Source organism: Paeniglutamicibacter selenitireducens, assembly GCF_051550675.1.
In the GTDB taxonomy this organism is placed as follows: Bacteria; Actinomycetota; Actinomycetes; order Actinomycetales; family Micrococcaceae; genus Paeniglutamicibacter.
Genome location: NZ_JBPULF010000006.1, coordinates 86,550 through 111,818 on the forward strand (window position 1 = coordinate 86,550; position 25,269 = coordinate 111,818).

Here is a 25,269-nt window from a genome sequence, read left to right on the forward strand (position 1 = left end):
GTAGTGATCATCAGCGCATTTCGCGTGTTGATGTCACATGGGGCAGGCCGATTCGGTGCTCCCGACTAGACTTAGCGGGTGACGATTCAAACCCCATACGAAGACTTGCTGCGCGAAGTCCTGGCCCACGGCACCGCCAAAGGCGATCGGACCGGCACCGGCACCTTCAGTGTTTTTGGCCGCCAAATGCGCTTTGACCTGTCGGAATCATTCCCGCTGATCACCACCAAGCGCGTCCATTTCAAGTCCGTTGCCGCGGAACTCCTGTGGTTCCTGCGCGGGGACTCGAACATCTCCTACCTTCAGGAGAACGGCGTGAAGATCTGGGACGAATGGGCCGATGCGGACGGCGAACTCGGACCGGTGTACGGCGTGCAATGGCGCTCGTGGCCCACTGCCGACGGCCGACACATCGACCAGATCTCCCAGGTCATGGATTCGCTGCGCCAGAACCCGGATTCCCGACGCCACATCGTCTCCGCCTGGAACGTCGCGGAGATCGAGAACATGGCGCTGCCGCCATGCCACGCCTTCTTCCAGTTCTACGTCGCCGACGGCAAACTCTCCTGCCAGCTGTACCAGCGCAGCGCCGACATGTTCCTGGGCGTACCCTTCAACATCGCCTCCTACGCGTTGCTGACCCGCATGATGGCGGACCAGCTGGGCCTTGAGCCCGGCGAGTTCGTCTGGACCGGCGGCGACACGCACATCTACGCCAACCACGTGGAGCAGGTCAAGGAACAGCTCACCCGCGAGCCGTACCCCTACCCGCAGCTGCGCATCACGCGCACCCCAGATTCGATCTTCGACTACACGATCGACGACTTCGTCATCGAGGATTACCGACACCACCCGACGATTAAGGCCCCCATCGCCGTATGAGCACCCTGAATTCCAGCGCCGGACACCGCGCCGAGACCACCACCCCCGAACGACTCGGCATGATCTGGGCGGAGGCGGCAAACCGCGTCATCGGCCTGGACGGCACCATGCCGTGGCACCTTCCCGAGGACATGGCCCACTTCAAGCGCACCACCCTGGGCCACCCGGTCATCATGGGCCGCAAAACCTGGGAGTCCTTCCCGGAAAAGTTCCGTCCGCTGAGCGGCCGCACCAACATCGTGATCACCCGCGACGCATCGAACCACGCGGCACTGGCCTCCGCCGGGGCAACCCCGGTGTCCTCCCCGGAGGAAGCGCTCCAGGTAGCGCGCGCCAGCGACGGCGCCGAGGAAATCTGGGTCATCGGCGGAGGAGAGATCTACGCGGCGCTGGCCACTCAGGCCAATCTCGCGGTCGTCACGGTCATCAACGCCAGCCCGCAGGGCGACACCACTGCCCCGGCGCTGGACGGCGCATGGTCCAAGGCCATGAGCGATCCGGACAACGGATGGCTCACCTCGGCCAACGGGACCGAGTACCGCATCGAGGCATGGGAGCGCGGCGCGTGAAGGAAAGCCTGAAGGCGCTGAAGACCAACCCCGAGGCCCTGTTCATCCTCGGGTACATGTTCTTCCCGCTCTTTGCCCTGATCTTTGCCGGACTCGGGTTCTTCCTGATCCTGACCGGGTCCAAGATCGCGGGCCTCATTCTGCTGCTCACGCTGACCCAGGTTTTCGCGTTCAGTTCGCTCTGGGCCGTTGGCGCGCGCAAGAAACTGCTTGCCGACGACGAGAAGAATCAGTAGCGGCAAACCACGCACCATGTTCGACGCCGTACCCGCCGGGAACCATTCCCGCACGGGTGCGGCGTCTTTCATGTGGCTCACCGGCACACCGCACTGTGCCCTCAGCTGCCCCGCGCGGCAGCCGGATGGCGGCAGCTGCGTGGCGTAACCAACACCCCAATCACGGAGCGGAAGCCTTAAGATGGCTTCATGACTTCTTCCGTAGGCTTTGTTGGTTACCGTGGCATGGTTGGCTCCGTTCTGATGCAACGCATGCAGGACGAGGGCGACTTTGCGAATCTCGATCCCGTGTTCTTCTCCACTTCCAATGCCGGCGGCCCAGCCCCCGCATTCGCCGAGGGAGCACCCGCACTCCAGAACGCCTACGACCTGGATGCCCTGGCCAAGCTGCCGATCATCGTCACCGCCCAGGGCGGGGACTACACCAAGGCCGTGCACGGCGACCTGCGCGCCCGCGGCTGGGACGGCCTCTGGATCGATGCCGCGTCCACCCTACGGATGAACGACGATTCCGTCATCGTCCTGGATCCGATCAACCGCAACGTCATCGACGCGTCGCTGGCCGCCGGAACCAAGGACTTCATCGGCGGCAACTGCACCGTCTCCTGCATGCTCATGGGCCTGGGCGGACTGTTCAAGAACGGCCTGGTCGAGTGGGGAACCGCGATGACCTACCAGGCTGCCTCCGGCGGCGGCGCCCGCCACATGCGCGAGCTGCTCAACCAGTTCGGCACGATCAACGGCAATGTCTCTTCCGAACTCGACGACCCGGCCTCGGCGATCCTCGAGATCGACCGCAAGGTCCTTGCCACCCAGCGCGGCGGGCTCGACGCAACCCAGTTCGGTGTGCCCCTGGCCGGCTCGCTGATCCCGTGGATCGACTCGGACCTGGGCAACGGGCAGTCCAAGGAGGAGTGGAAGGCCGGCGTCGAAACCAACAAGATCCTTGGCACCACGGACGCCAACAAGGTCGTCATGGACGGCCTGTGCGTGCGCATCGGCGCCATGCGCTCGCACTCCCAGGCACTGACGCTCAAGCTCACCGAGGACCTCACGGTCGCCGAGATCGAGAAGCTGCTCGCCGAGGACAACGAGTGGGCCAAGGTGGTGCCGAACACCAAGGAAGCCACGGTCGACGCGCTGACCCCGGTTGCCGCCTCCGGCACCCTGGACATCCCGGTGGGACGCATCCGCAAGCTCGAAATGGGTCCGCAGTACATCTCGGCATTCACGGTCGGCGACCAGCTGCTGTGGGGCGCCGCGGAACCGCTGCGCCGCATGCTGGCGATCGCGCAGGGACGCCTCTAGCCCGTCGCCGTATCCCGCCGGCAGGACCCCCACGCCGGGTATCGTCGCCTTCCGCCAACGGAGGGCGACGATACCCGGCATTTCTTGTGGGCGGGGACGGACGCTACTGCCGGCTGCCCAAGCTGCCCGCACGGCGCGGGCCTTCAGCGGTGCGGCGGGGAGCCGTCCCGGAGTGCGCAGGCCGTCCCGCCGGTCCCGTGATTCGCACGGGACCGACCCACCCGCAGCGCGCATCGATCCGGTTCACCCCGCGGGTCTTGTCCGGGGCGCCGTTTTTCCACAGTCCCTGCGCGCGGCCCCCGGCCCGGCGTTCCATGGCGCATGCTGGGTTCCATGAACACCCGGCAGGACCCCACGCGCGGTATCACGGCAGCGATCGCCGACGCCCTCGGAATCGACGCATCCGCGCACGACCCTGCCCGCGCGCTGCGGTTGCTGGCCGCCCTCAAACCGGTCCTCCGCGAGCTGACCGACGCCGCCGCATCCTCCATCGGCTCCTCCCAGGTCCGCGCCGCCGCATTCATCTCCCTCACCGAGGACCTCTACCGGATCGCCGGCTACGGCCAGGTCCTCGCCGCCGCCCGCGCCACCGAGGCCGACCTGCACACCATCACCGAGGCCCCGCTGTCCCAACTCAACGCCCTGCTCGCCGACCCCGCGGACTTCCTGCGCGGGGCACGCGACCTGCCCGCCGATGAAACCAACCGCCCCGGCCGCAAACCGCTGTACCGCGACGAGGCGGAGTTCCTGAAGAACCAGCACCACCTCACGCACTTCCAAGCCACCCACCGCCTCCGCACGCCCGGGAACCTGCTCCCGGGCACCGGCTTCAACGGCAAACCCGTCCCGCCGAAGTTCCCCGAGCTGGGAAAGGTGTTCGGCGAGGCCGTGGCGGACCCGCGGACCGTGGCCGGGCTGGCCGTCCGGCTGGAGGCCATGGCCCCGGAGATCGCCCGGCAACCGGACCCCGCCTCCGCCGCCCGCGCCCTGGACGCCGAACTGGCCGCCGCCGTGCGCACCCGCGACGCCAAGGGCACCGACATGCTCGTGAAGGACCAACGGAAGCGGCTCAACGCCGGCGTCGTCCAACGGCGCGAGGACCAGGAGTCCCGGTTCACCGGACTGACCTACCTCGGACACACCCACAAGGGCTACGAGTACCTGCTCGTCACCGACGCCGAAGGCCACGAACTGCTCGCCACCGCCGCAGACATCCTGAACAACCCCAAGACCCCTGCCGGAACCCCGCCGGTGGCCGGGCCCGCCGCGGCACCCGCACAGGCACCCGCACAGGCACCCGCGCAGGGACCCGCCGACGGACCCCGGCCGATCCCCGAATGGGCCATCGGCCCCTCCACCCCGGAGGCCCAACGCCCCGTGGAAGGGTTCGGGATCCCCGCCGGGCCCGCCCCGTGGGAGCCGGGTGTCGAGCCGCTCCCAGGGGAAACCCCCGACGAGGCCCGCGCCCGCCAACGCGCCGCCCGCCTGCACCGCTTCGTGATCGACTCCATCCGCATCATCGCCGCCTCGCCGGGCCGCGACCCCCGCAAGGGGAAACAGGCCCGGTCCGGGGATGCGGAACCCGGGACATCGGAGGGGGACATGATGCCGATGCCCCCGCACGTGATGCTCGCCGTCACCATCGACTTCAAGACCCTCACCGGGGAACTGGAGAACGCCGGGGTCACCGACCACGGACAGGACATCTCCGCAGCCACCTGCCGGCGCCTGGCCTGCAACGCCGGGATCATCCCCGTCGTGCTCGACGGCAACGGCGTCCCCCTGGAGCTGGGGCGCACGCGGCGCTACTTCAACCGCGCCCAACGCCGCGCCATCGCTGTAAGGGACAGGGGCTGCTGCAACCCCGGCTGCTCCATGCCGGTGAACCGCACCGAGGCGCACCACATCGACGAATGGAGCGCCGGAGGACGGACCGACGTCTCGCGCGGCTGCCTGCTGTGCGTGCGCTGCCACGTCGACCACCACGCCGGGCACTTCCGCATCGTGATGCTCAACGGGCTCCCGCACGTCATCAAACCCCCGTCCATGGACCCCCGGCAGGTGCCCCGCCGCAACTGGATCTTCCACCCAGCCGCCCAACCCGCGGCCGCCTGAACACGCCCTGGCGTCCGCTGATCTAGCCGGCCCGGAAATCCAAGTGCTCGTCCATGCGGGTGCGTATCCGCGCCAGCAGCGCGGCCGATGTCCCGGCCACGAAGGGCACCGCAACCGCACGGGCGTCCCTGCCCTTGGTGTCCACCTGCCAGGTGCCGATCGTTTGCCCGCCGCTGACCAGCGTCCGACGGAACACCCCGTTGCCGCCCGGGGCGATGGCCTCCGAATGTTCCGGGTCGAGCGTGGCGCTGCGGTCCTTGTACCCGAGCAGGAACTCGTCGAACCCCGGCAGCGCGAGCATGCTGCGTGCCCCGGGGGCGTCGTCCCACAGGGCGTCGACCTCCGGCGCAAGATGGTAGGCGTTGTCGCCGAGTTCGCGGGTGGCCAGTTGGCCCCCAATGGCCTTCAGCGCCGCGCGGATGGGTGTCAGCCCAAGACCAAGCCACCAGGCGCAATCGGAGGCTGTTGCCGGCCCATGCGACAGGAAGTAGCGCAGCACAATCCCCCGCAAGGCATCTTCGGGGTCGATGCCGGTTGGTTCGGGGCCGGGCGACCACCGGGCGCTGGACATGAACAACTGGCGGGTAGCGGAGCCTGGCTCCATGCGTCCCTGCACCAGCTCGCCGGTGAGGCTCAGGGCGACCAGCAGGTGGTAGCCGCGTTGCCCGGAGACATCAGACCCGGCGGCGGACATTTCCTCGATCAAATCGGAGCGGCTTGCGCCCGCCGTGCCGCAGCGCTGCACGAGCACCGGCAGCAGTACTTCGAGTTCCGCCTCGGTGATGCCTTCCCGCCGCCAGGTTGCAGCGGCCTGGGCCCGCATGCGCGGCGCTGTGACACTCAGCAACGGGCGGAGCAGTTGAGGGTCCAGGAACATGAGCGTTCCGCGGGCACCCCAGGAACGAACGACGCCGCCGGACTCGAGGGCCGCGTGGATCTGGGCCAGGGTGCTCCCGGGCAGCCGGACACCCAGTGCCCAGCAGGCCTGCGCCAGGTCCTGGGCCTGCATCATGCCCATGCGCCGGACCACGTCGGCCGGGGTGGTCGCATGAGCGGCTCCGTCCGCGATCCCGGGCAGCAGGCCCTGCGCGGCGAGCCGCAGGCGCGCCAGGCGGAGCTTGTCGCCGGCGCCGAGGGGTGCGGGTGCTGTCGCCATGGGGTCCGCCTGCCGGGTGTCGGGTGCCGCCGCTAGAGGCCGCAGCCGATCAGCAGCGGTTCGTTGTGCAGCTCGATTCCGAAGCGTTCCTTCACACCGGCGCGCACGGCCCGGGCAATGGCCAGGATGTCCTCGCTGCCGGCCTCCCCGCGGTTGGTGATCGCAAGCGTGTGCTTGGTGGAGAGCGAGGCGCGACCCTGGGCCACGTGTTCGCCCGGGGTTCCGGGCAGCCCGAAGCCCTTGCCGAAGCCCGCGCGGTCGATCAGCCATGCGGCGGAGAGCTTGACCTTGCCCGGTTCGGCGGCCGGGAAGTTCGGCGCTCCTTCGGGCAGCGTGTCCAGCACGGAGGCGTCGACGATCGGGTTGGTGAAGAAGGAACCCGTGGAATAGGTGTCGCGGTCCGCCGGGTCGAAGACCATGCCCTTGGAGGCGCGCAGTTCAAGTACCTTGGTGCGCACAGCACCGGCGTCGGCCCGCTCGCCGACCTCCACGCCGAGCGAGGCGGCAAGTTCCTTGTAGCGCACCGGCGCGGAGTCCGCGCGGCGTTCGAGGGCGAAACTGACCGAGAGCACCACGTATTCCGGGGACCCCTCGACGGTGGTCCGCTTGAGCAGCGAATCCCTGTACCCGAAGCCCAGGCCCGCGTTGCCGAAGTGCATGGTGCTGCCGGTGGAGCGTTCGAACACGCGGACCTCAAGCAAGGTGTGGGCGACCTCGGCCCCGTAGGCTCCCACGTTCTGCACCGGGGTGGCGCCGGCGGAACCCGGGATGCCGGAGAGCGCTTCGAGCCCGCTGAGGCCGGCGGCCAGGGTTTGCGCCACGGCGTTGTCCCAGGGGTGGCCCGCGGCGATGTCCACGCGGATCCGCCCGTCGCCCAGTTCCCCGGCGATCCGCACCCCGTGGGATTCGATGTGCAGCACGGTTCCGTCGTAGCCGGAGTCGTCGATGACCAGGTTGGACCCGCCGCCGATGATCAGCAGCGGGTCGCGGCGCGCATCGGCCTCGGCGACGGCAGCAACGATCTCCTGTTCCGTGGTGGCGCGCACCAGGGTGCGGGCCGGGCCGCCGACGCCGGTGGTGGTCATCTGGGAGAGCAACGGGGTGTTCACTGTTTCTTGCACCTGTTCTGGGAATGGGTGCCGGTGCGATGCCCGGCGGTGGAGGATGCGGGTGGTTGGATGCTGTGGAAGGATCGGTGGCCGGCGGTGCCCGTGGCTTGCGCGCCTACTCCTTGATGGTAGCCGCGCCGGTGTCCGAATGCCCGCCGGGATGCGCCTGCGGCTGATCGGACGCACCCGGTGCCGCCGCGGGGGCAGGCCCGCGGACCGTTGCGGGTTCCGTGTTGGGTGCGGGTTCCGCGTCGCGTCCGGCTTCCGGGGCCGTGGCACCGGCCAACAGGAACGAGACGACCACCAGCACCCCGACGGAGGCCAGCGCGTTGAGCAGCCCGATCCGGTCCGCCAGCAGGCCCAGCAGCGGTGGCCCGCCCAGGAATGCGCCGTAGCCGATGGTGGAGACCACCGAGACCCGCGCAGCGGCCCGCATCGGGTCGTCCGAGGCCGCGGTCATCGCCACGGGGAAGCTCAACGCCACGCCCAGCCCCCACAGGACCAGTGCGGCCATCGCCACCTGCACCGAGGGACCGAAGACGAAGAGCAGCAGCCCGGCCAGCGCGCTTGCCGCGGAGACCCGCATGACCAGCACGCGCCCGAACCTGTCCAGGATCCGCCCGCCGAGCATCCGCGCCACCGTCATGGCCGTCACGAACACGCCGTAGCCCAGGGCCCCGACGGTGTTCGCCGAACCGTAGCCGTCGGAAAGCGCGAGCGCGACCCAGTCGCCTGCGGCGCCCTCGGCCAGCGCCATACCGAGCACCAGCACGCCGAGCACCAGGGTGCGCGGTTCGCGCCAGGCTGCGGCCAACAGCGCCTTGTTGGACGAACCGCTGCCGGTGCTCGCGGTCTCGGCGCCGAAGGACCGCGCGCCGAGGTGGACCAGCAGCGCCACGGCCAGCGCCATGATCCCGAAGTGCCAGGCGATCGACAGGTTTGCTGCAGCGCCCAGTGCCCCGGCGGCCGCGCCGACCACCGTGCCCACGGAGAAGAAGCCGTGCAGCGCGGGCATGATGCCCTTGCCCAGCGCCCGTTCCATGGCCGCGCCCTGTACGTTCGAGGCGACGTTCCAGCTGGCGGTGCCCAGGCCCTGCAGCGCCAGGGCCACCCCGGTCAGGGCGACTGATCCGAAGACCGCCGAGCCGATGCCCGCCGCCGCCATGGCCACTGAGGCAAGCGTCGCACCGAGCACCATGGTGCGCTTGGAACCCAGCCGCATCACGATGAACCCGGAGGCGGAGACGGAGAGGAAGGACCCGGCCGTCATGCACAGCAGCAGCAGGCCGATCTCCCCGTGGCTCAGCCCCAGCGCATCGCGCACCGAAGGCAGCCGGGCCACCAGTGTGGAGATGACGAGCCCGGAGGCGAAGTACGCCGCGATGACGCCATTGCGCCAGGGCAGCACCTCGGGGTTGGCCACGGCCTTGGCCGGGCGCGGCCCCGCGGCGCCGCGCCCGGCACGGGATCCGCTGCTCAGAATTGCACCAGGGCCTGCGCCTTGACGAGCACCTTGGTGCCATCGAGCGTGACGGTCAGGTCGACGCGCGCGGTGCGGGCCTCCGCGTCAAGGGCGCCGATCGCGCCACTGACCTCGACGGCCGTGCCTTCGTGGTCGCTCGGGTTGCTGCCGGCGGGATCGGCCACCGGGACCGGCTTGGTGAAGCGCGTCTGGTAGTCGATGACCGCCCCCGGGTTGCCCACCCAGTTGCTGACCAGCTGCACTGCCGAGCCCATGGTGAACATTCCGTGGGCGATGACGCCGGGCAGCCCGACCTCTGTCGCGAAGCGCTCGTTCCAGTGGATCGGGTTGAAGTCCCCCGACGCCCCGGCGTAGCGCACCAGGTCGGCGCGGTTCACGCGAATGGTGGTGGAGCCGATCTCCATGCCCTTTTCGAGGGTTGCAAAGTCGATCATTACTGGTCCTCTCCGCGTACCAGAAGGGAGGAAACCGTGGTGGCGACCTTCTCGCCCGCGGTCGTGGTGATTTCGGCGCGCGTGGTGATCATCGCGCCGCCGCCCATGGCACGGACGGTGTCCACGTGCAGTTCGGCAAGCAGCTCGTCACCGGCAAGGATCGGGCGGTGGTGGGTGAAGCGCTGGTCGGCGTGGACCACACGCGAGAAATCGATGCCGCTGGCCGGGTCGGCGATCAGCTGCGCGTCGGCACGCTGGGCCACGATGATGGCGAAGGTCGGCGGGGCCAGCAGGTCCGCGTGGCCAAGTTCGGCGGCGGCGGCCAGCTCGAAGTGCGCCGGGTGGGTGGCCTTCACGGCCGCGGCGAACTCGCGCACCTTCTCGCGGCCGACGACGTAGGGATCCTGGGCCGGGTAAACGCGCCCGGCCAGCTCGGGGTTGATGCTCATCGGATATTTCTCTCCTGGGCAGGTGTGTGGAAACAAAGGGGCAGTGCGGGTGGCGCTAGGACTTCTTCCGGCGCTCGCGCCGTGGCCGTGAGGCCGGGACCAGGCCCTGGGAAACGCGCCACGCCCGTGCGTCGCGGGCGCGCACCGTCATGCCGACCAGGTGGGTCAGCACCCCGACGCCGATGATGCCGATGGCCGTGTACATCAGCGGCTGGTTCTTGAGGTTGGCGCCAATGACGGCCAGGATGATGCCGGTTCCCGAGATGATCATCGACCCGAAGGCCAGTTTCTTGTAGAGTCCGGAAGAGGCTTCCCAGGGAGTGTTGGTCATGGGTCAATCCTAGTTCAGATGCACGCACGGACATCAGAACAAGGCCGACTGGATGGCCGGGGACTTCGTCACGTATGGCCCCGGCACCAGCTTCCTTCCCTTGAGCAGCGAGGCGTCGGCCACGAACAGATCGGGGGCGTTCCCGAGCCGGACGCCGAGGCCCTGCCCCAAGACCGCATCCACGGTGAACCCGTGCCCGCCGGCGGCCAGGTCAGCGGGATAGGGCTGCAGGGCGTTGGATTCCCAGCCTTCCAGCAAGGCCGACGCCTGCGCCGGGGCGGTCCAGGGTTCGTCGAGAACCGTGAAGGTGCCGTCGCCCCGGTCCGGAAGCCCCTCGAGCAACTCCCTGACTTGCGCCGCGCGGTCGGCGGTTGCGGCCTCCAGCGCGGCGAGGCTGCTGCGCGAGTCCAGCAGGCCGCGAACCTTCGAGCGGGCACGCACCTGCTGCGTGAGTCCCAGCTCCCCGGTCACCAGGTCTTCAAGGATGCGCACCTGGCCGCCGTCGGCGGCAAGCCCGACGTAGCGGGCGCTGACGGCTCCCTGCTCGGCAAGCCTGCGCCACTTGCTGGGATTCGCCGCAGTGCCGATCTTGCTGACCCCGTGGGCGAAAGACGCCACATAGAGCCAATGTTCCTGCATGAGGTAGTCCCGCAGCCCGGCGCCGGCGCGTCCGGAACGGTGGAAGTCGTGCATTGCCCGCGACTGGTCCGCAGCCTCGCAGGAAGCGCACTGGGTTCCGCGTGTCACACTCGCACCGGCGGGGCACGGAACCTGGGTACGGTGTATCCGGTCGTGGACCATCTGGTACCCCAGGCACCAGCGCCCGGGAAGTACCTCGAAACCGAGTTCTACCCCTGCGAGAAGCGCAATGCCGCGGTCCCCGTCGCCCGAATCGCGCAGGGCCAACCGGGGAACGCCGGGACCGGCGGGCCAGAGGACGCCCCGGCACAGCAGCGCTTGATCCGGCATTTAGTCGGTCAAGGCATCGGCGACGGCTGCCGTTGCGTGCAACCACGACCGGCGGGTGGCCGGACGCAGCTCGTCGAAACGGATCTGCCCCTTCACCAGCGCCGCGTCGTATGGAACCGTCACCACCGAGCGCGCCAGCCGGCGGAATCCGTGGGTGATCCGGTTGAGCTGGTCGTTGTTGCCCTGCGGCTGGTGCTGAGAAACGATGACGACGGCGTTCTTCGCCAGCTCGGCGTAGTGTCCGCCGCGCTTGGCCAGTGCTTCGAGCAGCAGCGCGCCCGCTTCGGCATGTTCCTCCACCGTGGTGCTGGCGATGACGAGCTGGTCGGTGTGGTCGATCATGCGCATCCAGCGCTCTGCCGATTCGTCGTTCCCGGAATCGACGATGGTCAGGGCGAAGAAGCGCGAGACGATTTCGTGCAGGACGTCGAAGTCCGCGGCGTTCACGTGCTGCTCCGAGGCCAGCAGCGTCGGGTCGGTGCGCAGCACGCTGTAGCAGTCCTCCGGCTGGTAGTGCACGTAGTCGTGGATGACCGGATCGCCGACCTTCACGTCCTTGAGCTTGCCAGCCTCCCCCAGCAGGTCCATCGAGTGCCGGGAATGCGAGTTCTGGACGGTTCTCCATCCGAGGGTTCCGCGCGTCCCGTTGTTGTCCCAGACCAAGACGGGGTCGCCGCCGTTGCGCCCGAAGACCGCAGAGAGCAACACCGCAGTCGGGGTCTTGTTGGCGCCGCCCTTGCCGTTCACCACGGAGATGGTCTTCGGCTCGTTCAGGCGGGTACCCACGGCCCGGCGCCAGTTGCGCTCCTCCACTTCCTGCGCCGATGGCTCCATGTTGAAGCCCATCCGCGAGAGGAAACCGCGGAACCCTCGCTCGGCACGGAACGATGTCTCGTCCTCGGGCCTCAGGAAGGTGTCGCGCTCCCCCGCTCCCGGCGTCATGTCCCTGAAAGCCTGGCGCCGTCCATCCGCAGTGGAGAGGTCCTCGCGAGTTGCGGGACCGGTCTCCCCGGACGCACTGGCGGCCGCCCCTGCTTCGGCATCGACCGGGGCTGTCTCCGCAGCTGCGGATGGGGCGGGAGCAGCCATAGCCTGGCCAGGTTCGCCGGGCTTGCCTGCAGCAGCGGGTGCGGAGACAATTGCAGCCTTCGCCTCGGACACTGCCGTCGGCCCAGGTTTCGTGGCGCCTGCTTTCGGGGAATCACCCACGACAGGAACCTTGGTTGTCGCCGGTCCTGCGCCTTCAGAAGCCTTCTGCTCGGCCTTCTTGGCAGGTTTGGTGAAGTCCGCCGTCGCTTTCCCCGCCTTTTTGGCGTTCTTCGCGGGCTTTGGCTCCGAGGTGGATGCGCCGCTCTTGGCGGTCGGCGCACCCTTCTTGATTGCTGCCGGGACTGGAGCCACCGGCTTCGCCGTGGCAGCACTATCGGGCGTTGGAACTTCCCGACGCGCAGATTCCGGAACCGAATCAAACTCATCCGCAGGCTCGGGCGCTGCGGCCGGCTCAGCGTCCGCGTTACCCCTCAGGTTCCCCGAATCCGGCTGGCCCTGGCGTGCACGTCTCAGTGAGGCTCGGGTCGGGAACTCCTGGTTGAAGTCGGCCTGGGGCATGCGCTTTGTCCTCTCATAAAGGGTCTTCGTCGTCACGAGCGCTTACTCTCATCGGCCCTTCATAGAGCTACAAGCCACCCATGACCACAGATTTCGCACTTCTTCCATCATATCGGGGAACCCGGCCGAACCAGCAGATTGCCCCCGGCATGGTGCCATCGGACACCGAAGTAGGTTTTGATTTCGACGATGGCTAGCCTTGGTGGAGACCCATCGCTCGGCGCGGACGACGCCATGCACGCAACGAACAGGACCGCCCATGGATATTCTCAGCACCGCATTGGACGCATTGAGCGCTTTTATCCTTTCGGCTGCGGGCCACCCACTCTCCTACCTGATGATTTTCCTGTTCTGCGCTATTGACGGCTTCTTCCCGCCCGTTCCCAGCGAGTCACTGGTCGTGGCGCTGGCGTCCTTGATACCCAGCAGGGGCATGCCCAACCCTTGGCTCTTGGGTCTCATGGCGGGGATGGGCGCGTTCGTGGGCGACAACGTCGCCTACTTGATCGGCAGGGCCATCGGCACGGATCGATTCGCATGGATGCGCCGCAAACGGCTTCAGCACGCCTTTGCCTGGGCCGGCTACGAGCTGCGTCTACGGCCCGTGTCATTGATCCTTGTGGCCCGCTTCGTGCCCATTGGCCGTGTTGCGGTCAATCTGGTCGCCGGAGCCACCGGCTACCCGCATCGCAATTTCCTTGTGCTCACCTGCTTTTCCAGTGTTGGCTGGGCCGCATACTCCGTGCTCATCGGCATGCTGGCCGGGCAGTGGTTCCAGGAGTACCACCTTCTGGGAATGGTGGTCGCAGTGATTGTGGCATTGGCACTCGGCATCGCGATCGACAGGGTCGTCGCCCGCATCAGCGGCAACACGTCGCTCCGGAAGTAGAAGCTGCAGCAAAACGGAAAAGGAAATTAGTGGGCAACAAAAAACCGCCGTTCACCCATCAACATGGGTGAACGGCGGTTTTCATCTCCGAGCCCCCCACCGGAATCGATCCGGTGACCTCGTTCTTACCAAGAACGCGCTCTACCACTGAGCTAGGGGGGCAACGAAGAAATACTCTACCCAACAACCGACCCAAAATGCACATCGAGAGCACCGAAAGTGACGAAGCTCGCATTCTGTTGCCGATGTGACGGCGTCGAAACCGCTTCAGGCCCTGCCGGGAAAAGCAAAGCCACCGAAACCGTGTCCAGCTTTACCGGGCCTTCTTACGTCCTGCCTTGAACAATTCCAGACCGATGGGAATCACGGAGATCAGGACAATGACAACGAAGATCACGTCGATGTTCTTGCCGACCCATTCGTACTGCCCCAACCAGTACCCCAGGAGTGTCACGCCAACGCCCCACAGCATTGCGCCGAGCAAGTTGTAGAGCGCAAAGACCTTGTAGCTCATGTGTGCGACTCCCGCGATGACGGGCACGAAGGTCCGGACGATGGGCACGAACCGGGCCAGGACCACCGCCCTGCCACCAAACCGCTCAAAGAACGCGTGGGCCTTCTCGACGTATTCCTGGCGGAAGAACCGAGAATCGGGGCGGTTGAAAATTGCCGGGCCCGCCTTGCGTCCGATCAAGTACCCGGTTTGGTCGCCCACGAATGCGGCGATGAATATCAGCAGCGCAAAAACCGGCAGGCTGACGTCCAGCGCGCCAGTCGCGACCAAAAGTCCCGCCGTGAAGAGCATGGAATCGCCGGGCAGGAAGAATCCGACCAAAAGGCCCGTCTCCGCAAACACAATGCCGCAAACCAGCAGGATGACCCATGGGCCGAGGGCCGGATCACGAAGGAACACGTCCGGATTCAACCAATCCGGCAGAAAACTCGAGGTTACGGGCCGTACCGAAACTGCGGCAAGTGCCGCATGTACGTTCGAAAAAGAAATCACCACCCAACACTAGGCCACACACAGTCGCCCATGGACGGATCTGTTTCCGCAGGAACAGGCTCGCAGTTAATTCATGGCCAAGGCTCAGAAAGCACACGGAACTACGGGGACAACCCCATCCGCTGGGCCAACGCATTCAAGCCGTCCGCCAGCCCGACCTTTGCGGCTTTCCATGAATGGCCCATGCCCGCGACAGAGGCCACGACGACCGTCATTCCCGATGCCTTGGCCGCTGCGGAGAGTGTACTCATCTCCGGACCGTAGTGCTGGTCGTCGGAACCAACGGACAAGTACGCGAAGCTTTTGTGGTATTTGTTCCGGCTCAGCAGGGCCAGCGGCGTCTTGGCATTGAATGCGGCGGCGTTGCCCCCGAACGAGCGTTGGATCGTGACGGACCGGTTCGCCGCCAGCGCCGGCTCGAGCTGACCAGACAGGTCCAGGATGTTCGGGTAGATGTCGGGTTGCTCGGTGCCCAGTTGGATCGCGCACGTCCCGCCAAAGGAGAAACCACCGAAGGCCCACCGGGAGGTGTCGGTTTGGACGTCGAGGTTCTCCTTGACCCACGTCGGGACATCCACTGCGAGGTAGGTTCCGGCCATGGCGATTTGGCTATCCATGCACATGGTGTTCCCGTTCTCGCTGCCGTTGGGATCGACCACGACCACAACGGGGGCCAGACCATGGTGCCCATGGGCGAACTTGTTCATGATGCGCTCGAGGTTCCCAGAGTCGAGCCATCGCTGAGGACTGCCCGGCTGGCCGGCCACCATGACCATCACCGGCAGTTGGGGGCGTTTCGCAACCAGATATGCCGGAGGAAGATAGATCACCGCGTTGCGGGCCGAGAACCCTGAGACAGTTCCAGGAATGCCATTCTCGAACAGTTTGCCTCCCGCGGGCATATCGGCCGGCGGCCTCCAGCCTTCGCTGGCCGGGAGTTTGGAGGCGATTTCATGGGCGAGTTCCCTAGGTGTGCGCATGTCCTGCTGACTCAGGGTTGGCAGTCCCGACGTGTCGGCATCATAGAAGCTCCCGATGTTTATGTACTGGCCAAAATAGGCATTGACCTGCACCGCGGACAACAGGACCACCGCGACCACGGCAAAGGGCGTGGCCAGTCTGCGCCACGTTTCGAGGCCCCTCATCCCGAAGACTCCCAGCAACACCGCGAAGACGCCCACGCACCCCCACGTGATCACGACTCCGGGCATTGGCTCGGGAAGCAGATAGAAGACCCAGACCAGCAACCAATGACCCAGCAATGTCACGAGTATCGCAACGACGGCCAACGTCAGGACCTTGAGCAGCCATCTGGACTGATTGCGGGGAAGAATCAGGACCAACAACCCGACCACCCCACAGATCCACACAACTGCGGGAAACCAACCGCCAATCAAACTGATCGAATTCACGAAACCCATGGCCGCTTCCATTCCTTGGCTCAACAACGTTTCGGGGGGGGCCGCGGCCCTCGTCCTGAAATGAGACTAGGCTGATTTCCGCTCGACGAGCCCCTGGGCGAACTGTGCACCTGCGAAAAATACCCTGTGAATCACCTGCGCCCACCGAGTTGGCGCGGCTCGCTCCGTGATTGCGGTGCCTCTACTCATGCAAGGCCGTCCAGGCGACGATACCGTCTCATCCTGTCCAGCACCGTCTGGAACCACGACTGCCCCGTTGCAGGATCTCGTCCCGGAAGCAGATACGGGCAACATCCGAAAACACAAAAAATCCCCGCCTCCACGAGGGAGACGGGGATCATTCTGTAGCGGCTCCGGGACTCGATCCCGGGACCTCACGATTATGAGTCGTGCGCTCTAACCAGCTGAGCTAAGCCGCCACGAATGGTAAAACCCGCGTCCGCATCACGTTCCCTTTCGGGCAGAATCACACGCGGGCCATTCCATTCAGAGCCCCCCACCGGAATCGATCCGGTGACCTCGTTCTTACCAAGAACGCGCTCTACCACTGAGCTAGGGGGGCAACGAGTAAGAACTCTACCAGCAATTTTCGGCACTGTGAAATCGATGGGCACTTTTGTGTCAGAGGACACAAAAGTGCCTGATTATTGGTCTTTGGAGTACCTCATCGGGCCTCGAGTGGTGACCGGGATCATGTCGTTCAGGTCGGCGCCGGTGAGTGCACGGTTCTTGGTGACCCCAGGTCCGGAGCACCGCCGCTCGTATCCGCAGCTTGCCACGAACTAGCCCGCAGTTGCTCCCTGGCTCCGCCCAAGCCTTGCCGCAGTTGGGCACTCGGCGCGAGCTTGCCATGAATCCGGGCCGCAGTTCGCCCGGGCCGACCGTGGACCTCGCTCCGATGGAGTGCCGGAGGCAGAATCCGGATGTCCAAGGCGCCCTCCGAGTCGCACTGCGGGCGCATCGAGGGTAATTTGCCCACAATGCCCGGGTTCCAACCGCAGGCCGTCCACCGGGCGGCATCCGCTCGCCCCTGGGAAACAACGCGGTCGGAGGCCCGCCAGGACCCTCGAAAGGGCCTGTCCGCATGGCGTGCTTGGCCGGGCACGACAAAGCCCCCGGCAGGGACGAGCCTCCACTTGCGGGGAGGACGTCTTTGCCGGGGGCTTCGCCTATTCAGCGCCTAGTAGTCGCGACGGCGCGGTGCGCCACCTGCGGTACGCGGCTTGCGCGATCCGCCGAAGCGGTTCTCGCCGCCGTTGCCGCGGTAGCCGCCGCGGTCGCGGTCAAAGCCGCCACGGCCGCCGTCGGAGGATCCGCCTTCGCTGCGGCGGTCGTTGCCGCCACGGTAACCGCCACGGTCGTTGCCGCCACGGTATCCACCGCGGTCGTTGCCGCCGCGGTAGCCGCCACGGCCGCCGTCGCGGTCATCGCGTTCGCCGCGCGGCTTGCGGCCGGAATCCAGCTCGAGGTGGATCAGCTCGCCGCCGATGCGGGTGCGGGAAAGCGACTGCAGCTGCTCCGAGGAGAGGTCCGCCGGCAGTTCCACCAGGGTGTGGTCGGCACGGATGTCGATGCCACCGATCTGTGCGGAGGTCAGGCCGCCCTCGTTGGCAAGCGCGCCAACGATGGAGCCCGGCATGACGCGCTGGCGACGACCAACCGCAAGGCGGTAGGTGGCGTTGCCCTCGGTCAGCGGACGCGACGGGCCGCGGGAGCCGAAGCCGTCGTTCGCGCCCTTGGACATGCGTGCCTGCTTGGCCGGCGGAACCGGGAGTTCCTGCATGAGCAGCGGGCGGCCGCCCTGTGCCATGTGGGCCAGTGCAGCTGCGATCTCGACCTCGTCGATGTCCTCGTGCTCGGCGGAGAACTTCTCGACCAGGTTGCGGAAGACCGTCAGGTCCTGCGACGAAATGGTCTCGGAGATCTTGTCGGCGAACTTCGAGAGGCGCTTGTCGTTCACGGCGTCGACGCTCGGCAGGTGCATCAGCTCAACAGACTGGCGGGTGGCCTTTTCGATGGCACGCAGCAGGTACTTTTCGCGCGGGGTCATGAAGAGGATCGCGTCGCCCGAGCGGCCGGCACGGCCGGTGCGGCCGATGCGGTGCACGTAGGACTCGGTGTCGTGCGGGATGTCGTAGTTGATGACGTGGGAGATGCGCTCGACGTCGAGGCCGCGGGCTGCAACGTCGGTGGCGACCAGGATGTCGATCTTGCCGTCGCGCAGGTTGTCGATGGTGCGCTCACGCTGCTGCTGCGGGATGTCGCCGTTGATGGCTGCCGCGGTGAAGCCGCGGGCCTTGAGCTTGTCGGCGAGGTCCTCGGTGGCCATCTTGGTGCGCACGAAGGCGATGACGCCGTCGAAGGACTCCGACTCCAGGATTCGGGTCATGGCATCGAGCTTGTGGGCACCCATGACCTGCACGTAGCGCTGGCGGATGTTGTTGCCGGTGGTGGACTGCGCCTTGACCGAGATTTCCTTCGGGTTGCGCAGGTACTGCTTGGAGATGCGGCGGATCGAGGAAGGCATGGTGGCCGAGAACAGCACGACCTGCTTCTCTTCCGGGGTCGCTTCGAGGATCTTGTCGACCTCTTCGGCGAAGCCCATGCGCAGCATTTCGTCGGCCTCGTCCAGGACCACGTACTGCAGGTCCGACAGGTCCAGGGAACCCTTGTTGATGTGGTCGATGACTCGGCCGGGGGTGCCGACGACGACCTGGGCGCCGCGGCGGAGGCCATTGAGCTGCGGGCCGTAGGCCGATCCGCCGTACACCGGGAGGACGGTGAAGTCGCCCATGTGCTTGGCGTAGGAGGTGAAGGCCTCGGCGACCTGGAGTGCAAGCTCGCGGGTCGGGGCGAGGACCAGGACCTGGGTGTTGCGTGCGGTGCCGTTCAGGTCGGCCAGTTCGGCCATCTTGGACAGGGCCGGGAGGGCGAACGCGGCGGTCTTGCCGGTGCCGGTCTGTGCGACGCCAACGACGTCGTGGCCGTCGAGCAGCAGCGGGATGGTGGCCGCCTGGATCGGCGACGGCTTCTCGTAGCCGAGGTCGGAAACCGCGGCAAGGACGCGGCCGTCGAGGCCGAGCTCGGTGAAGAGAACGGTGTTCTCCTCGGTCTTGGCGTCGGCGTTGGTGTTCTGGTTTTCGGGCATGTCAGTAGACAAGGAAAATAACCTCATTCATAGGGGCGGATGCACCCCGTTTCAACGAGGCTCCGCAGCACATTCGGACTCAATCACCTTGGTCCGGCGACTCCCCTATGAAAGAAACTTCCCGCACGATTTGGCGGGCTCACACACGACGAGCTCCTGCCTCAAAAATTGGGCAGAATGCGAGGGAAGCCGGATACAGTGAACACCTAAGCTTATCGCCCCCGGCGCAAACAGGGGTCCTTTTTGCCCGGTGAGCTTGCGCACACGGCAGTTCCCCTCCGTTCGCCGCGGCCGGAAAACGCTACTCTGCGAACCCGAGCTGCCCGAATTTCTTGAGGATCTTCTCCGGCAGCGGGTTTCCCGTATCCCGCTGCTCGTCGAGCATGGCACGCGCCTGCTCCGCGGTAGGGCCGGTGAAGACGTCGCGCACGCGCACGCCGTGCGCCGGACGGGAAACGACTTCAATGGAGTCACCTGCCCGGATCTTGCCGACCCTCACCACGCGCAGGTAGCAGCCGACGTCGCCGCGCGCGGTGAAACGCGAAACCCAGTCGTCTTCCTCCATGTGCCGGGCGAACGTCGAGCAGGGGGTGCGCGGAAGCGTGACCTCGAGGACAACGTCCCGCCCGATCCGCCAACGCTCCCCCACGATGGCATCGGTGGTTTCCAGCGAGGAGACCCTCAGGTTCTCGCCGAAGCCTCCCCCGGGGACCTCGCGGCCCAGCTCCAGCGCCCAACGCTGCGCCTCGGCCTCCGAATACGCGTAGATCGCCTGGTCGTAGCCTCCGTGGTGGACGCGGTCGGCCTGCACGTCGGCGTAGAGGCCGACCTTGGTGGCCTTGACCGGACCGGGAACCGCTCGCTTGTCGATCGCCGTGACGCCGATGCCCCGGTCGGGCTTCAACGCGTGGACGACACAGACCTGCTCCAGTGTCCCGGGCTTCGGGTGGTTCGCTGTTTCGATGTTGACCTGTGCGCTCATGGCTTGCAGTCTATGCCAGGGAGAGGAAGAGCTTCTCGAGTTTTTGCCGGTCCATGGCACCGGAGCCTTCCTCCGCAGCCTCGGCCTGCATGCAGGATTCCAGGCCGCTGGCGATGATGCTGAACCCGGCACGGTCCAGCGCCTTGGAGGCCGCCGAGAGCTGGGTGATCACGTCCGCGCATTCCTGGCCGTCCTCGATCATGCGGATCACGGCGCCGAGCTGCCCCTGGGCGCGCTTGAGCCTGTTGAGCACCGGTTTGAGTTCTGTTGGGTCCAGTTCCATGCCTTGAGAATATGCCCCCGGGGGTAATTTCTGCGAACCGGCAGCGGCCGCCGGGTCATCGTTTGTCACATGCACACGGACCGTCCGGGAGAGGCCCGTCGGCGTCGGCACGCTCTCGCCGCCACCCGATTTCCGGTATCCTCCGGAACATGAACTTGCTAGATAATGACGCATTTGCCGGATGGCTGGCCGACCAGGGCGACCTCCTGTGGACATTCGCCGTGCTGCCCGTGGTGGCCGTCGTGGGCATCTACTTCACGGTGCGCACGGGGGCAGTGCAGTTCCGGATGATCCCCGCGATGTTCAAGACCCTCACGGACAAGGCGCTGTTGAACGAGGCGGGCGAGAAGAAGTCGATCTCCGCGTTCCAGGCGTTCACCATCTCCGCGGCCTCGCGCGTGGGTGTGGGAAACATCGCAGGCGTCGCCACGGCCATCGCCATCGGCGGACCCGGCGCGGTGTTCTGGATGTGGACCATGGCGTTCATCGGCGGCGCCTCGAGCTTCGTCGAATCCACCCTGGGCCAGCTGTACAAGGTGCGCACCGCCGACGGCTACCGGGGCGGGCCGGCCTACTACATGCAGAAGGGCCTGAACGCCCGCTGGATGGGCGTCGCATTCTCCGTCATCCTGATCATCTGCTTCCCGTTCGCCTTCAGCTCCCTGCAGGCGAACACCATCGGCGCCACCGTGGCAGGAGCGTTCGGGACCCCCGGCGAATCGAACACCGGGCTGCTGCTGGGCGTGGGCGTCGCGCTGGCCCTGCTCACCGGCGCCGTGGTCTTCGGCGGCGTGCGCCGCATCGCGAAGGTCACCGAGTCCCTGGTTCCCTCGATGGCGGTGCTCTACCTGTTCCTCGGGTTGGCCGTCGTCTTCACCAACCTGGAGCAGGTTCCGGCGGTCTTCGGCTCGATCTACTCCGAGGCGTTCAACTTCAGCTCCGTGATCGGCGGCGGCCTGGGCACCGTCATCATGATCGGCGTCAAGCGCGGCATGTTCTCCAACGAGGCGGGCCTCGGCTCGGCTCCGAATGCCGGGGCGACGGCTGCCGTCACGCACCCGGTCAAGCAGGGCCTGGTGCAAACCCTCGGCGTCTACTTCGACACGTTCCTGATCTGCTCGATCACCGCCTTCATCATCCTTGTCGCGATCGAGGACCCGGTGGGCGCGGGCAAGGGCATCGAGCTGACCCAGCAGGCGCTGAGCGCATCGTTGGGCTCCTGGACGGCCGTGCTGCTGACCATCATCATCTTCCTGCTGGCGTTCTCCTCGATCATCGGGAACTACTACTACGGTGAATCGAACATCGGCTTCATCACCGACAACCCGCAGGTCATGGCCGCCTACCGCGTGCTTGTCACGCTCGCGGTGCTCGGCGGCACGATGGCCACCGCCGACGTGGTCTGGAACCTGGCGGACATGGTCATGGGCATCATGGCGCTGATCAACCTGATCGCCATCGCACTGCTGTCCCCCGTGGCGTTCAAGATGCTCAAGAACTACTCGCGGCAGCACAAGCAGGGCCTGAACCCCACGTTCGTGCACTCCCAGCTGCCCGAGCTGAAGAACATCGACTGCTGGAACGAGGAGGACGTGCTCGACTACCGGGCCGTTCCCGCGAAGGTCGCCGAGTAGGGCGTTGGGACCGGACAAGCAATCCCCGCAGACCCCGCAGGTGACGCCCCGGGCCTCCGTTCCGCATTCGCTGGTGGTGGCGCGCTGGTGGTGGGTTGCCACGGCGCTGGCGGCGCTGGGGTTCGCCGCGAGCTTCTTCCACAACTCCACGCAGCGCCCGCCCGCCGAGGCACCGGGGCTCTGGGCCGCGGGCCTGGTGCTTGTCGGGATCGGGCTGCTCGTCGGCTTCGCCGTCGTCCAGCTGTGGCGCGGCAAGCTTGCGGCACGGATGTCGCTGACCTGGTGCGGGTTGATCATCGGGCTTCCGCTGATGACCCGCGGGCTGCGCCTGGGGATCTTCGCGGGGCTGGTGCTGGTTGGCGTCGCGCTGTTGTGGACCCCGGGCAGCACCAGGTTCTTCGCCCCGCAGGCGCGGGCGGCGCGTGCGGAACGCCGTGCGGCACGCAAGCGGGCCGGAGCTCGCTAGGTGCGCAGCGTCCGTGCCGGCTCCGGGTGTGTCCCAGGGATTGCCTCCGGGGTTGCCTCCGGGTCGAGGCAGCTGTCGTTCCGTTGGCCGGACCCCGCGGCCCGGCTGCGCAGCAGCCGGGACAGGTCCTCCTCAGCGACGGGCTTGGAGAAGTAGTAGCCCTGTGCGAACCCGCAGCCCATCGTCTTGAGCCTGGCGACATGGCCGGAGTTCTCGGTGCCCTCGGCCACCACGTTCAGGCCGAGGTTCCGGGCCAGGTTCATGATGGTCTGCACGACGTGCCGGCCCTCCTCGCCCGCGTCGAGCTGCGCCACGAAGGACCTGTCGATCTTCAGGATGTCCAGCGGGAAGCGGTGCAGGTAGGCCAGCGAGGAGTACCCGGTGCCGAAGTCGTCGATGCTGATGCGCACCCCGAGTCCGCGCAGCTCGGTGAGCACCGCGATCGTGTGTTCCGAATCGGCCATCGAGATCCCCTCGGTGATCTCCAGGTTCAGTGCCCCTGGGCGGATGCCGGTCTCCCGGATGACCCGTGAAACCTGCTGCACGAAGTCGGGCTGGGCAAACTGGCGGGCCGAGACGTTGACGCTGACCGAGAGGCCCGCGCTTCCCGGGACCTCGCGGTGCCAGCGGGCCATGGTGCTGCACGCCTCGCGCAGCACCCACACGCCCAGGAACAGGATCTGGCCCGTCTCCTCCGCGACGGGGATGAACTCGGCGGGAGGCACAAGCTCGGTGTCCGACTTGCGCCAGCGGACCAGGGCCTCGACGCCGACGATGGAGCCTTCCGCCAGGGAGATGATCGGCTGGTAGTGCAGCACGAACTCCTGGTCCTGCAGGGCCCGGCGCAGCCTGCTCTCCAGCGCGAGCCGGCTGACGGCCGACTCGTGCATGTCCGGGTCGTAGAGTTCGAAGCCGCCCTTGCCCTGGGTCTTGGCGCGGTACATGGCCAGGTCCGCGTGGCGCAGGACCTCGTCCCCGGTGACATCCTCCCCGTTGCCGGTGGCGATCCCGATGCTCGCGCTGGCGAAGATCTCCTCCCCGGCCACGGCAAAGTGCTCGTCGAAGGCGCCCATGAGCGCCTTGGCGGTGCGCACCGCGTCGTTGACGTCGGCTATCCCGTCCATCAGCACCGTGAACTCGTCCCCGCCGAGCCGCGCCAGCGTGTGTTCCCCGCCCAGGCGCGCCCGCAGCCGGGCCGCAACCTCGGTGATCAGGCTGTCGCCGGCCGGGTGCCCGAGGCTGTCGTTGACAAGCTTGAATCTGTCGATGTCGATGAACAGGACGGCGAAATCCTCGTCCCGGTGCCGGCGGCTGTGCGCCACGGCGCCGGCCAGCCGCTCGGCGAAGAGGGCCCGGTTGGGAAGCTGCGTCAACGGGTCGTGGAAGGCGTCGTGGATCAGCCGGCGTTCGGCGCGCTCGCGCTCGGCGACCCGGCCCAGCTGCGTGCCCACCTTCTGCATCAGGCGCAGCCGCGTCTCCTCCGGCTCCTGCACCCGGTCGGCAAAGTACTCCAGCACCGCGATGACCTCGGTGCCCAGCAACACGGGGAACGCCGCCGCGGACCGCAGCCCCGCGCGTTCCGCCGAGGCGGACCTGGCGAAGCCCGGCTCGGCGGCGATGTCCCCGATCCAGACCGGGGCCGCGTCGGCCAACACGCGGCCGGGCAACCCGAAGCCGGAGGTGAATTCGATGAGTCCTGTGGAGCGGTGGAAGTCCTCGAAGTGCCTCTCCCCCGCCCCGTCCCAGATGGAGGTGGAGACCAGGCGCTGCCCGCCGGCACCCTCCTCGACAACGTACGCGTGGCCCACCTGCCACCGACTGAAGCGGCACACCGAACGCACGGCGGCCTGCAGGGCGTCGGGCAGGGACTCGGCGTGGTTGGCCGCGTCCGCGATGGCCTCGAGCAGCTGGAGCTGCTGGTGCTTGGTGAAGAGCTCGCGCAGCCCCTGCTCGGCGATCGACTCCGCCTCGCGGCGGATCCGCCGCTCGCGTTCGAGCCGCCGCTGCAGCTTCCGGATCTCCGGCTGTGCCTGCACCGGCCGGCTCATGCCGCGGTGGCCGGTTGCACGGTGTGGAAGTCGATGCGGCAGCGGCAGGATGCGGCTCCGTCGTTCATGCAGCGCAGGTGTTCGAACGACGCGGTTTCCCCGAAGTGGTCGGCGGCCCCCTCCACCAGCCCGTGGGCCAGCGCGCACAGCCTGCGCGGCGAGGCGTAGTCCATGACCAGGGAGCCGTCGGGCCCGTCGCTGAATCCGAAGGACGGGGCTGCGGCGCCCGGGTAGACGTTGCCGACCTCCGGGTGGACGACGCCGTTGACCCGGAGCACGAACGACCGCGCGTCGCGGTGCCCGGAGAAGTAGGCGGGGTACCGGACCGCGAGCATCGGGATGGCCTCGCGGCCGAACCAGCGCAGCACGTCGAACCGCGTGGAACCCAGGGCGCCGACGGCGGCGTCGAGCAGCCGCAGCGCCTCGTCGTCGGGGTAGCTGCCCGCGGCCGTGTAGGCGCCGCCCAGGCCGGCCCGCTCCAGCAGGGCGTCCCAGGCGTCCTCGCCCTGGTGGCGGCCCACGACCTCTTCGACAAGGTTGAACATGATCCCCTGCACGGGCACTTCCCCATTCCTCGGACAACGCGGGGCCCGGCGCGGGCCCGGGACCCCGGGCCGGGGCAGCGGCCCGGACACCACCCTCCAGACATGGATCACAAAAAGACTGATCATCTCCAGATTACCGGCACGATGCCGGATCGGGCGGTTGGGCCGCGGGTCGCCGTGGCGCGCCGGGCGGTGAGT

23 protein-coding genes and 3 tRNA genes are annotated in these 25,269 nt (G+C 67.2%); 8 read left to right on the forward strand and 18 right to left on the reverse strand.

The genetic code is table 11. From position 1 onward, the window contains the following. The first annotated feature begins 78 nt into the window (after window positions 1-78). From ACSYDW_RS11900 to ACSYDW_RS11920, 5 genes are all read left to right on the forward strand, one after another. Complete coding sequence (locus ACSYDW_RS11900; RefSeq protein WP_438338941.1) at window positions 79-882, forward strand: thymidylate synthase; 804 nt, start codon at window positions 79-81, stop codon at window positions 880-882. Beyond that, complete coding sequence (locus ACSYDW_RS11905; RefSeq protein WP_438338942.1) at window positions 879-1,451, forward strand: dihydrofolate reductase; 573 nt, start codon at window positions 879-881, stop codon at window positions 1,449-1,451. The genes ACSYDW_RS11900 and ACSYDW_RS11905 overlap by 4 nt, the downstream gene beginning before the upstream one ends. Then, entirely contained in the window at window positions 1,448-1,687 is a 240-nt protein-coding gene (locus ACSYDW_RS11910) for an NF038396 family protein (RefSeq protein WP_438338943.1), read from the forward strand. The genes ACSYDW_RS11905 and ACSYDW_RS11910 overlap by 4 nt, the downstream gene beginning before the upstream one ends. Window positions 1,688-1,876: 189 nt before the next feature. Beyond that, window positions 1,877-2,995 carry an aspartate-semialdehyde dehydrogenase gene (gene asd / locus ACSYDW_RS11915; RefSeq protein WP_438338944.1) on the forward strand — a complete coding sequence of 373 codons (1,119 nt, stop codon included), beginning with the start codon at window positions 1,877-1,879 and terminating at the stop codon, window positions 2,993-2,995. A gap of 333 nt (window positions 2,996-3,328) precedes the next feature. Continuing rightward, window positions 3,329-5,110: an HNH endonuclease gene (locus ACSYDW_RS11920; RefSeq protein WP_438338945.1), complete on the forward strand. Its 1,782-nt coding sequence runs from the start codon at window positions 3,329-3,331 to the stop codon at window positions 5,108-5,110. A gap of 22 nt (window positions 5,111-5,132) precedes the next feature. On the opposite strand, the gene ACSYDW_RS11925 is transcribed toward ACSYDW_RS11920, so the two are convergent. The 8 genes from ACSYDW_RS11925 to ACSYDW_RS11960 all read right to left on the reverse strand — a co-directional run bounded on the left by ACSYDW_RS11925 (window position 5,133) and on the right by ACSYDW_RS11960 (window position 12,442). Beyond that, a complete protein-coding gene (locus ACSYDW_RS11925; protein ID WP_438338946.1) occupies window positions 5,133-6,266 on the reverse strand; it encodes a winged helix DNA-binding domain-containing protein in 1,134 nt (377 codons plus the stop codon). Window positions 6,267-6,298: 32 nt separating this feature from the next. Next, window positions 6,299-7,375, reverse strand: a complete 1,077-nt coding sequence (locus tag ACSYDW_RS11930; protein ID WP_438338947.1) for a UDP-N-acetylmuramate dehydrogenase — start codon at window positions 7,373-7,375, stop codon at window positions 6,299-6,301. Window positions 7,376-7,490: 115 nt separating this feature from the next. Then, window positions 7,491-8,798, reverse strand: a complete 1,308-nt coding sequence (locus ACSYDW_RS11935) for an MFS transporter (protein WP_438338948.1) — start codon at window positions 8,796-8,798, stop codon at window positions 7,491-7,493. A gap of 53 nt (window positions 8,799-8,851) precedes the next feature. Next, window positions 8,852-9,292, reverse strand: a complete 441-nt coding sequence (locus ACSYDW_RS11940; RefSeq protein ID WP_438338949.1) for a MaoC family dehydratase — start codon at window positions 9,290-9,292, stop codon at window positions 8,852-8,854. Next, window positions 9,292-9,741, reverse strand: coding sequence for an FAS1-like dehydratase domain-containing protein (locus ACSYDW_RS11945; protein WP_438338950.1), 450 nt, complete (start codon window positions 9,739-9,741; stop codon window positions 9,292-9,294). Before ACSYDW_RS11945 ends, ACSYDW_RS11940 begins: the two co-directional genes overlap by 1 nt. 55 nt (window positions 9,742-9,796) lie before the next feature. Beyond that, window positions 9,797-10,072 (reverse strand): hypothetical protein, encoded by a 276-nt coding sequence (locus ACSYDW_RS11950; RefSeq protein ID WP_438338951.1) that lies wholly within the window; start codon window positions 10,070-10,072, stop codon window positions 9,797-9,799. Window positions 10,073-10,105: 33 nt separating this feature from the next. Next, complete coding sequence (locus tag ACSYDW_RS11955) at window positions 10,106-11,041, reverse strand: DUF2797 domain-containing protein (RefSeq protein WP_438338952.1); 936 nt, start codon at window positions 11,039-11,041, stop codon at window positions 10,106-10,108. Then, window positions 11,042-12,442 carry a MinD/ParA family ATP-binding protein gene (locus ACSYDW_RS11960; RefSeq protein ID WP_438338953.1) on the reverse strand — a complete coding sequence of 467 codons (1,401 nt, stop codon included), beginning with the start codon at window positions 12,440-12,442 and terminating at the stop codon, window positions 11,042-11,044. Between the two features lie 487 nt (window positions 12,443-12,929). Here ACSYDW_RS11960 and ACSYDW_RS11965 point away from each other — a divergent pair, with 487 nt between their 5' ends. Next, window positions 12,930-13,538: a DedA family protein gene (locus ACSYDW_RS11965; RefSeq protein WP_438339082.1), complete on the forward strand. Its 609-nt coding sequence runs from the start codon at window positions 12,930-12,932 to the stop codon at window positions 13,536-13,538. Between the two features lie 90 nt (window positions 13,539-13,628). On the opposite strand, the gene ACSYDW_RS11970 is transcribed toward ACSYDW_RS11965, so the two are convergent. The 8 genes from ACSYDW_RS11970 to ACSYDW_RS12005 form a co-directional block, all read right to left on the reverse strand. After that, a tRNA-Thr gene (locus tag ACSYDW_RS11970) sits at window positions 13,629-13,700 on the reverse strand. Window positions 13,701-13,851: 151 nt separating this feature from the next. Further along, window positions 13,852-14,541: a VTT domain-containing protein gene (locus tag ACSYDW_RS11975; RefSeq protein WP_438339083.1), complete on the reverse strand. Its 690-nt coding sequence runs from the start codon at window positions 14,539-14,541 to the stop codon at window positions 13,852-13,854. 104 nt (window positions 14,542-14,645) lie between these two features. After that, entirely contained in the window at window positions 14,646-15,965 is a 1,320-nt protein-coding gene (locus ACSYDW_RS11980; RefSeq protein WP_438338954.1) for an alpha/beta hydrolase, read from the reverse strand. Window positions 15,966-16,310: 345 nt separating this feature from the next. Beyond that, window positions 16,311-16,384: transfer RNA gene (locus tag ACSYDW_RS11985), tRNA-Met, on the reverse strand. A 71-nt stretch (window positions 16,385-16,455) separates the two neighbouring features. Beyond that, window positions 16,456-16,527 (reverse strand) — tRNA-Thr (locus ACSYDW_RS11990). Window positions 16,528-17,145: 618 nt separating this feature from the next. Then, the gene (locus ACSYDW_RS11995) at window positions 17,146-19,113 is read right to left on the reverse strand and encodes a DEAD/DEAH box helicase (protein ID WP_438339084.1); all 1,968 of its coding nucleotides are present in this window, start codon (window positions 19,111-19,113) and stop codon (window positions 17,146-17,148) included. A 301-nt stretch (window positions 19,114-19,414) separates the two neighbouring features. Further along, the gene (locus tag ACSYDW_RS12000) at window positions 19,415-20,095 is read right to left on the reverse strand and encodes an MOSC domain-containing protein (RefSeq protein ID WP_438338955.1); all 681 of its coding nucleotides are present in this window, start codon (window positions 20,093-20,095) and stop codon (window positions 19,415-19,417) included. 10 nt (window positions 20,096-20,105) lie between these two features. Further along, complete coding sequence (locus tag ACSYDW_RS12005; protein WP_438338956.1) at window positions 20,106-20,378, reverse strand: metal-sensitive transcriptional regulator; 273 nt, start codon at window positions 20,376-20,378, stop codon at window positions 20,106-20,108. Window positions 20,379-20,527: 149 nt separating this feature from the next. Between ACSYDW_RS12005 and ACSYDW_RS12010 the strand changes: the two genes are divergently transcribed. Next, on the forward strand, window positions 20,528-22,012 hold the full coding sequence (locus ACSYDW_RS12010; protein ID WP_438338957.1) for an alanine/glycine:cation symporter family protein: 1,485 nt from the start codon (window positions 20,528-20,530) through the stop codon (window positions 22,010-22,012). A gap of 4 nt (window positions 22,013-22,016) precedes the next feature. Beyond that, window positions 22,017-22,478, forward strand: a complete 462-nt coding sequence (locus ACSYDW_RS12015; RefSeq protein WP_438338958.1) for a hypothetical protein — start codon at window positions 22,017-22,019, stop codon at window positions 22,476-22,478. Here the strand turns inward: ACSYDW_RS12015 and ACSYDW_RS12020 are convergent. Together ACSYDW_RS12020 and ACSYDW_RS12025 are read right to left on the reverse strand one after the other, a co-directional pair. Then, on the reverse strand, window positions 22,475-24,514 hold the full coding sequence (locus tag ACSYDW_RS12020; protein WP_438338959.1) for a putative bifunctional diguanylate cyclase/phosphodiesterase: 2,040 nt from the start codon (window positions 24,512-24,514) through the stop codon (window positions 22,475-22,477). The two genes, ACSYDW_RS12015 and ACSYDW_RS12020, sit on opposite strands and share 4 nt — an antisense overlap. 8 nt (window positions 24,515-24,522) lie before the next feature. Next, a complete protein-coding gene (locus tag ACSYDW_RS12025) occupies window positions 24,523-25,089 on the reverse strand; it encodes a heme NO-binding domain-containing protein (protein ID WP_438338960.1) in 567 nt (188 codons plus the stop codon). Between the last annotated feature and the right edge of the window lie 180 nt (window positions 25,090-25,269).

Excerpts from the sequence above, each read along its gene's own strand:
- ACSYDW_RS11920 (WP_438338945.1), top strand. The coding sequence starts at position 3,329 with ATGAACACCCGGCAGGACCCCACGCGCGGTATCACGGCAGCGATCGCC.
- ACSYDW_RS11980 (WP_438338954.1), bottom strand. The coding sequence starts at position 15,965 with ATGGGTTTCGTGAATTCGATCAGTTTGATTGGCGGTTGGTTTCCCGCA.
- ACSYDW_RS11995 (WP_438339084.1), bottom strand. The coding sequence starts at position 19,113 with ATGCCCGAAAACCAGAACACCAACGCCGACGCCAAGACCGAGGAGAAC.
- ACSYDW_RS12000 (WP_438338955.1), bottom strand. The coding sequence starts at position 20,095 with ATGAGCGCACAGGTCAACATCGAAACAGCGAACCACCCGAAGCCCGGG.
- ACSYDW_RS11950 (WP_438338951.1), bottom strand. The coding sequence starts at position 10,072 with ATGACCAACACTCCCTGGGAAGCCTCTTCCGGACTCTACAAGAAACTG.
- asd (WP_438338944.1), top strand. The coding sequence starts at position 1,877 with ATGACTTCTTCCGTAGGCTTTGTTGGTTACCGTGGCATGGTTGGCTCC.
- ACSYDW_RS11940 (WP_438338949.1), bottom strand. The coding sequence starts at position 9,292 with ATGATCGACTTTGCAACCCTCGAAAAGGGCATGGAGATCGGCTCCACC.
- ACSYDW_RS11945 (WP_438338950.1), bottom strand. The coding sequence starts at position 9,741 with ATGAGCATCAACCCCGAGCTGGCCGGGCGCGTTTACCCGGCCCAGGAT.
- ACSYDW_RS11925 (WP_438338946.1), bottom strand. The coding sequence starts at position 6,266 with ATGGCGACAGCACCCGCACCCCTCGGCGCCGGCGACAAGCTCCGCCTG.
- ACSYDW_RS11905 (WP_438338942.1), top strand. The coding sequence starts at position 879 with ATGAGCACCCTGAATTCCAGCGCCGGACACCGCGCCGAGACCACCACC.
- ACSYDW_RS12010 (WP_438338957.1), top strand. The coding sequence starts at position 20,528 with ATGAACTTGCTAGATAATGACGCATTTGCCGGATGGCTGGCCGACCAG.
- ACSYDW_RS11955 (WP_438338952.1), bottom strand. The coding sequence starts at position 11,041 with ATGCCGGATCAAGCGCTGCTGTGCCGGGGCGTCCTCTGGCCCGCCGGT.
- ACSYDW_RS12005 (WP_438338956.1), bottom strand. The coding sequence starts at position 20,378 with ATGGAACTGGACCCAACAGAACTCAAACCGGTGCTCAACAGGCTCAAG.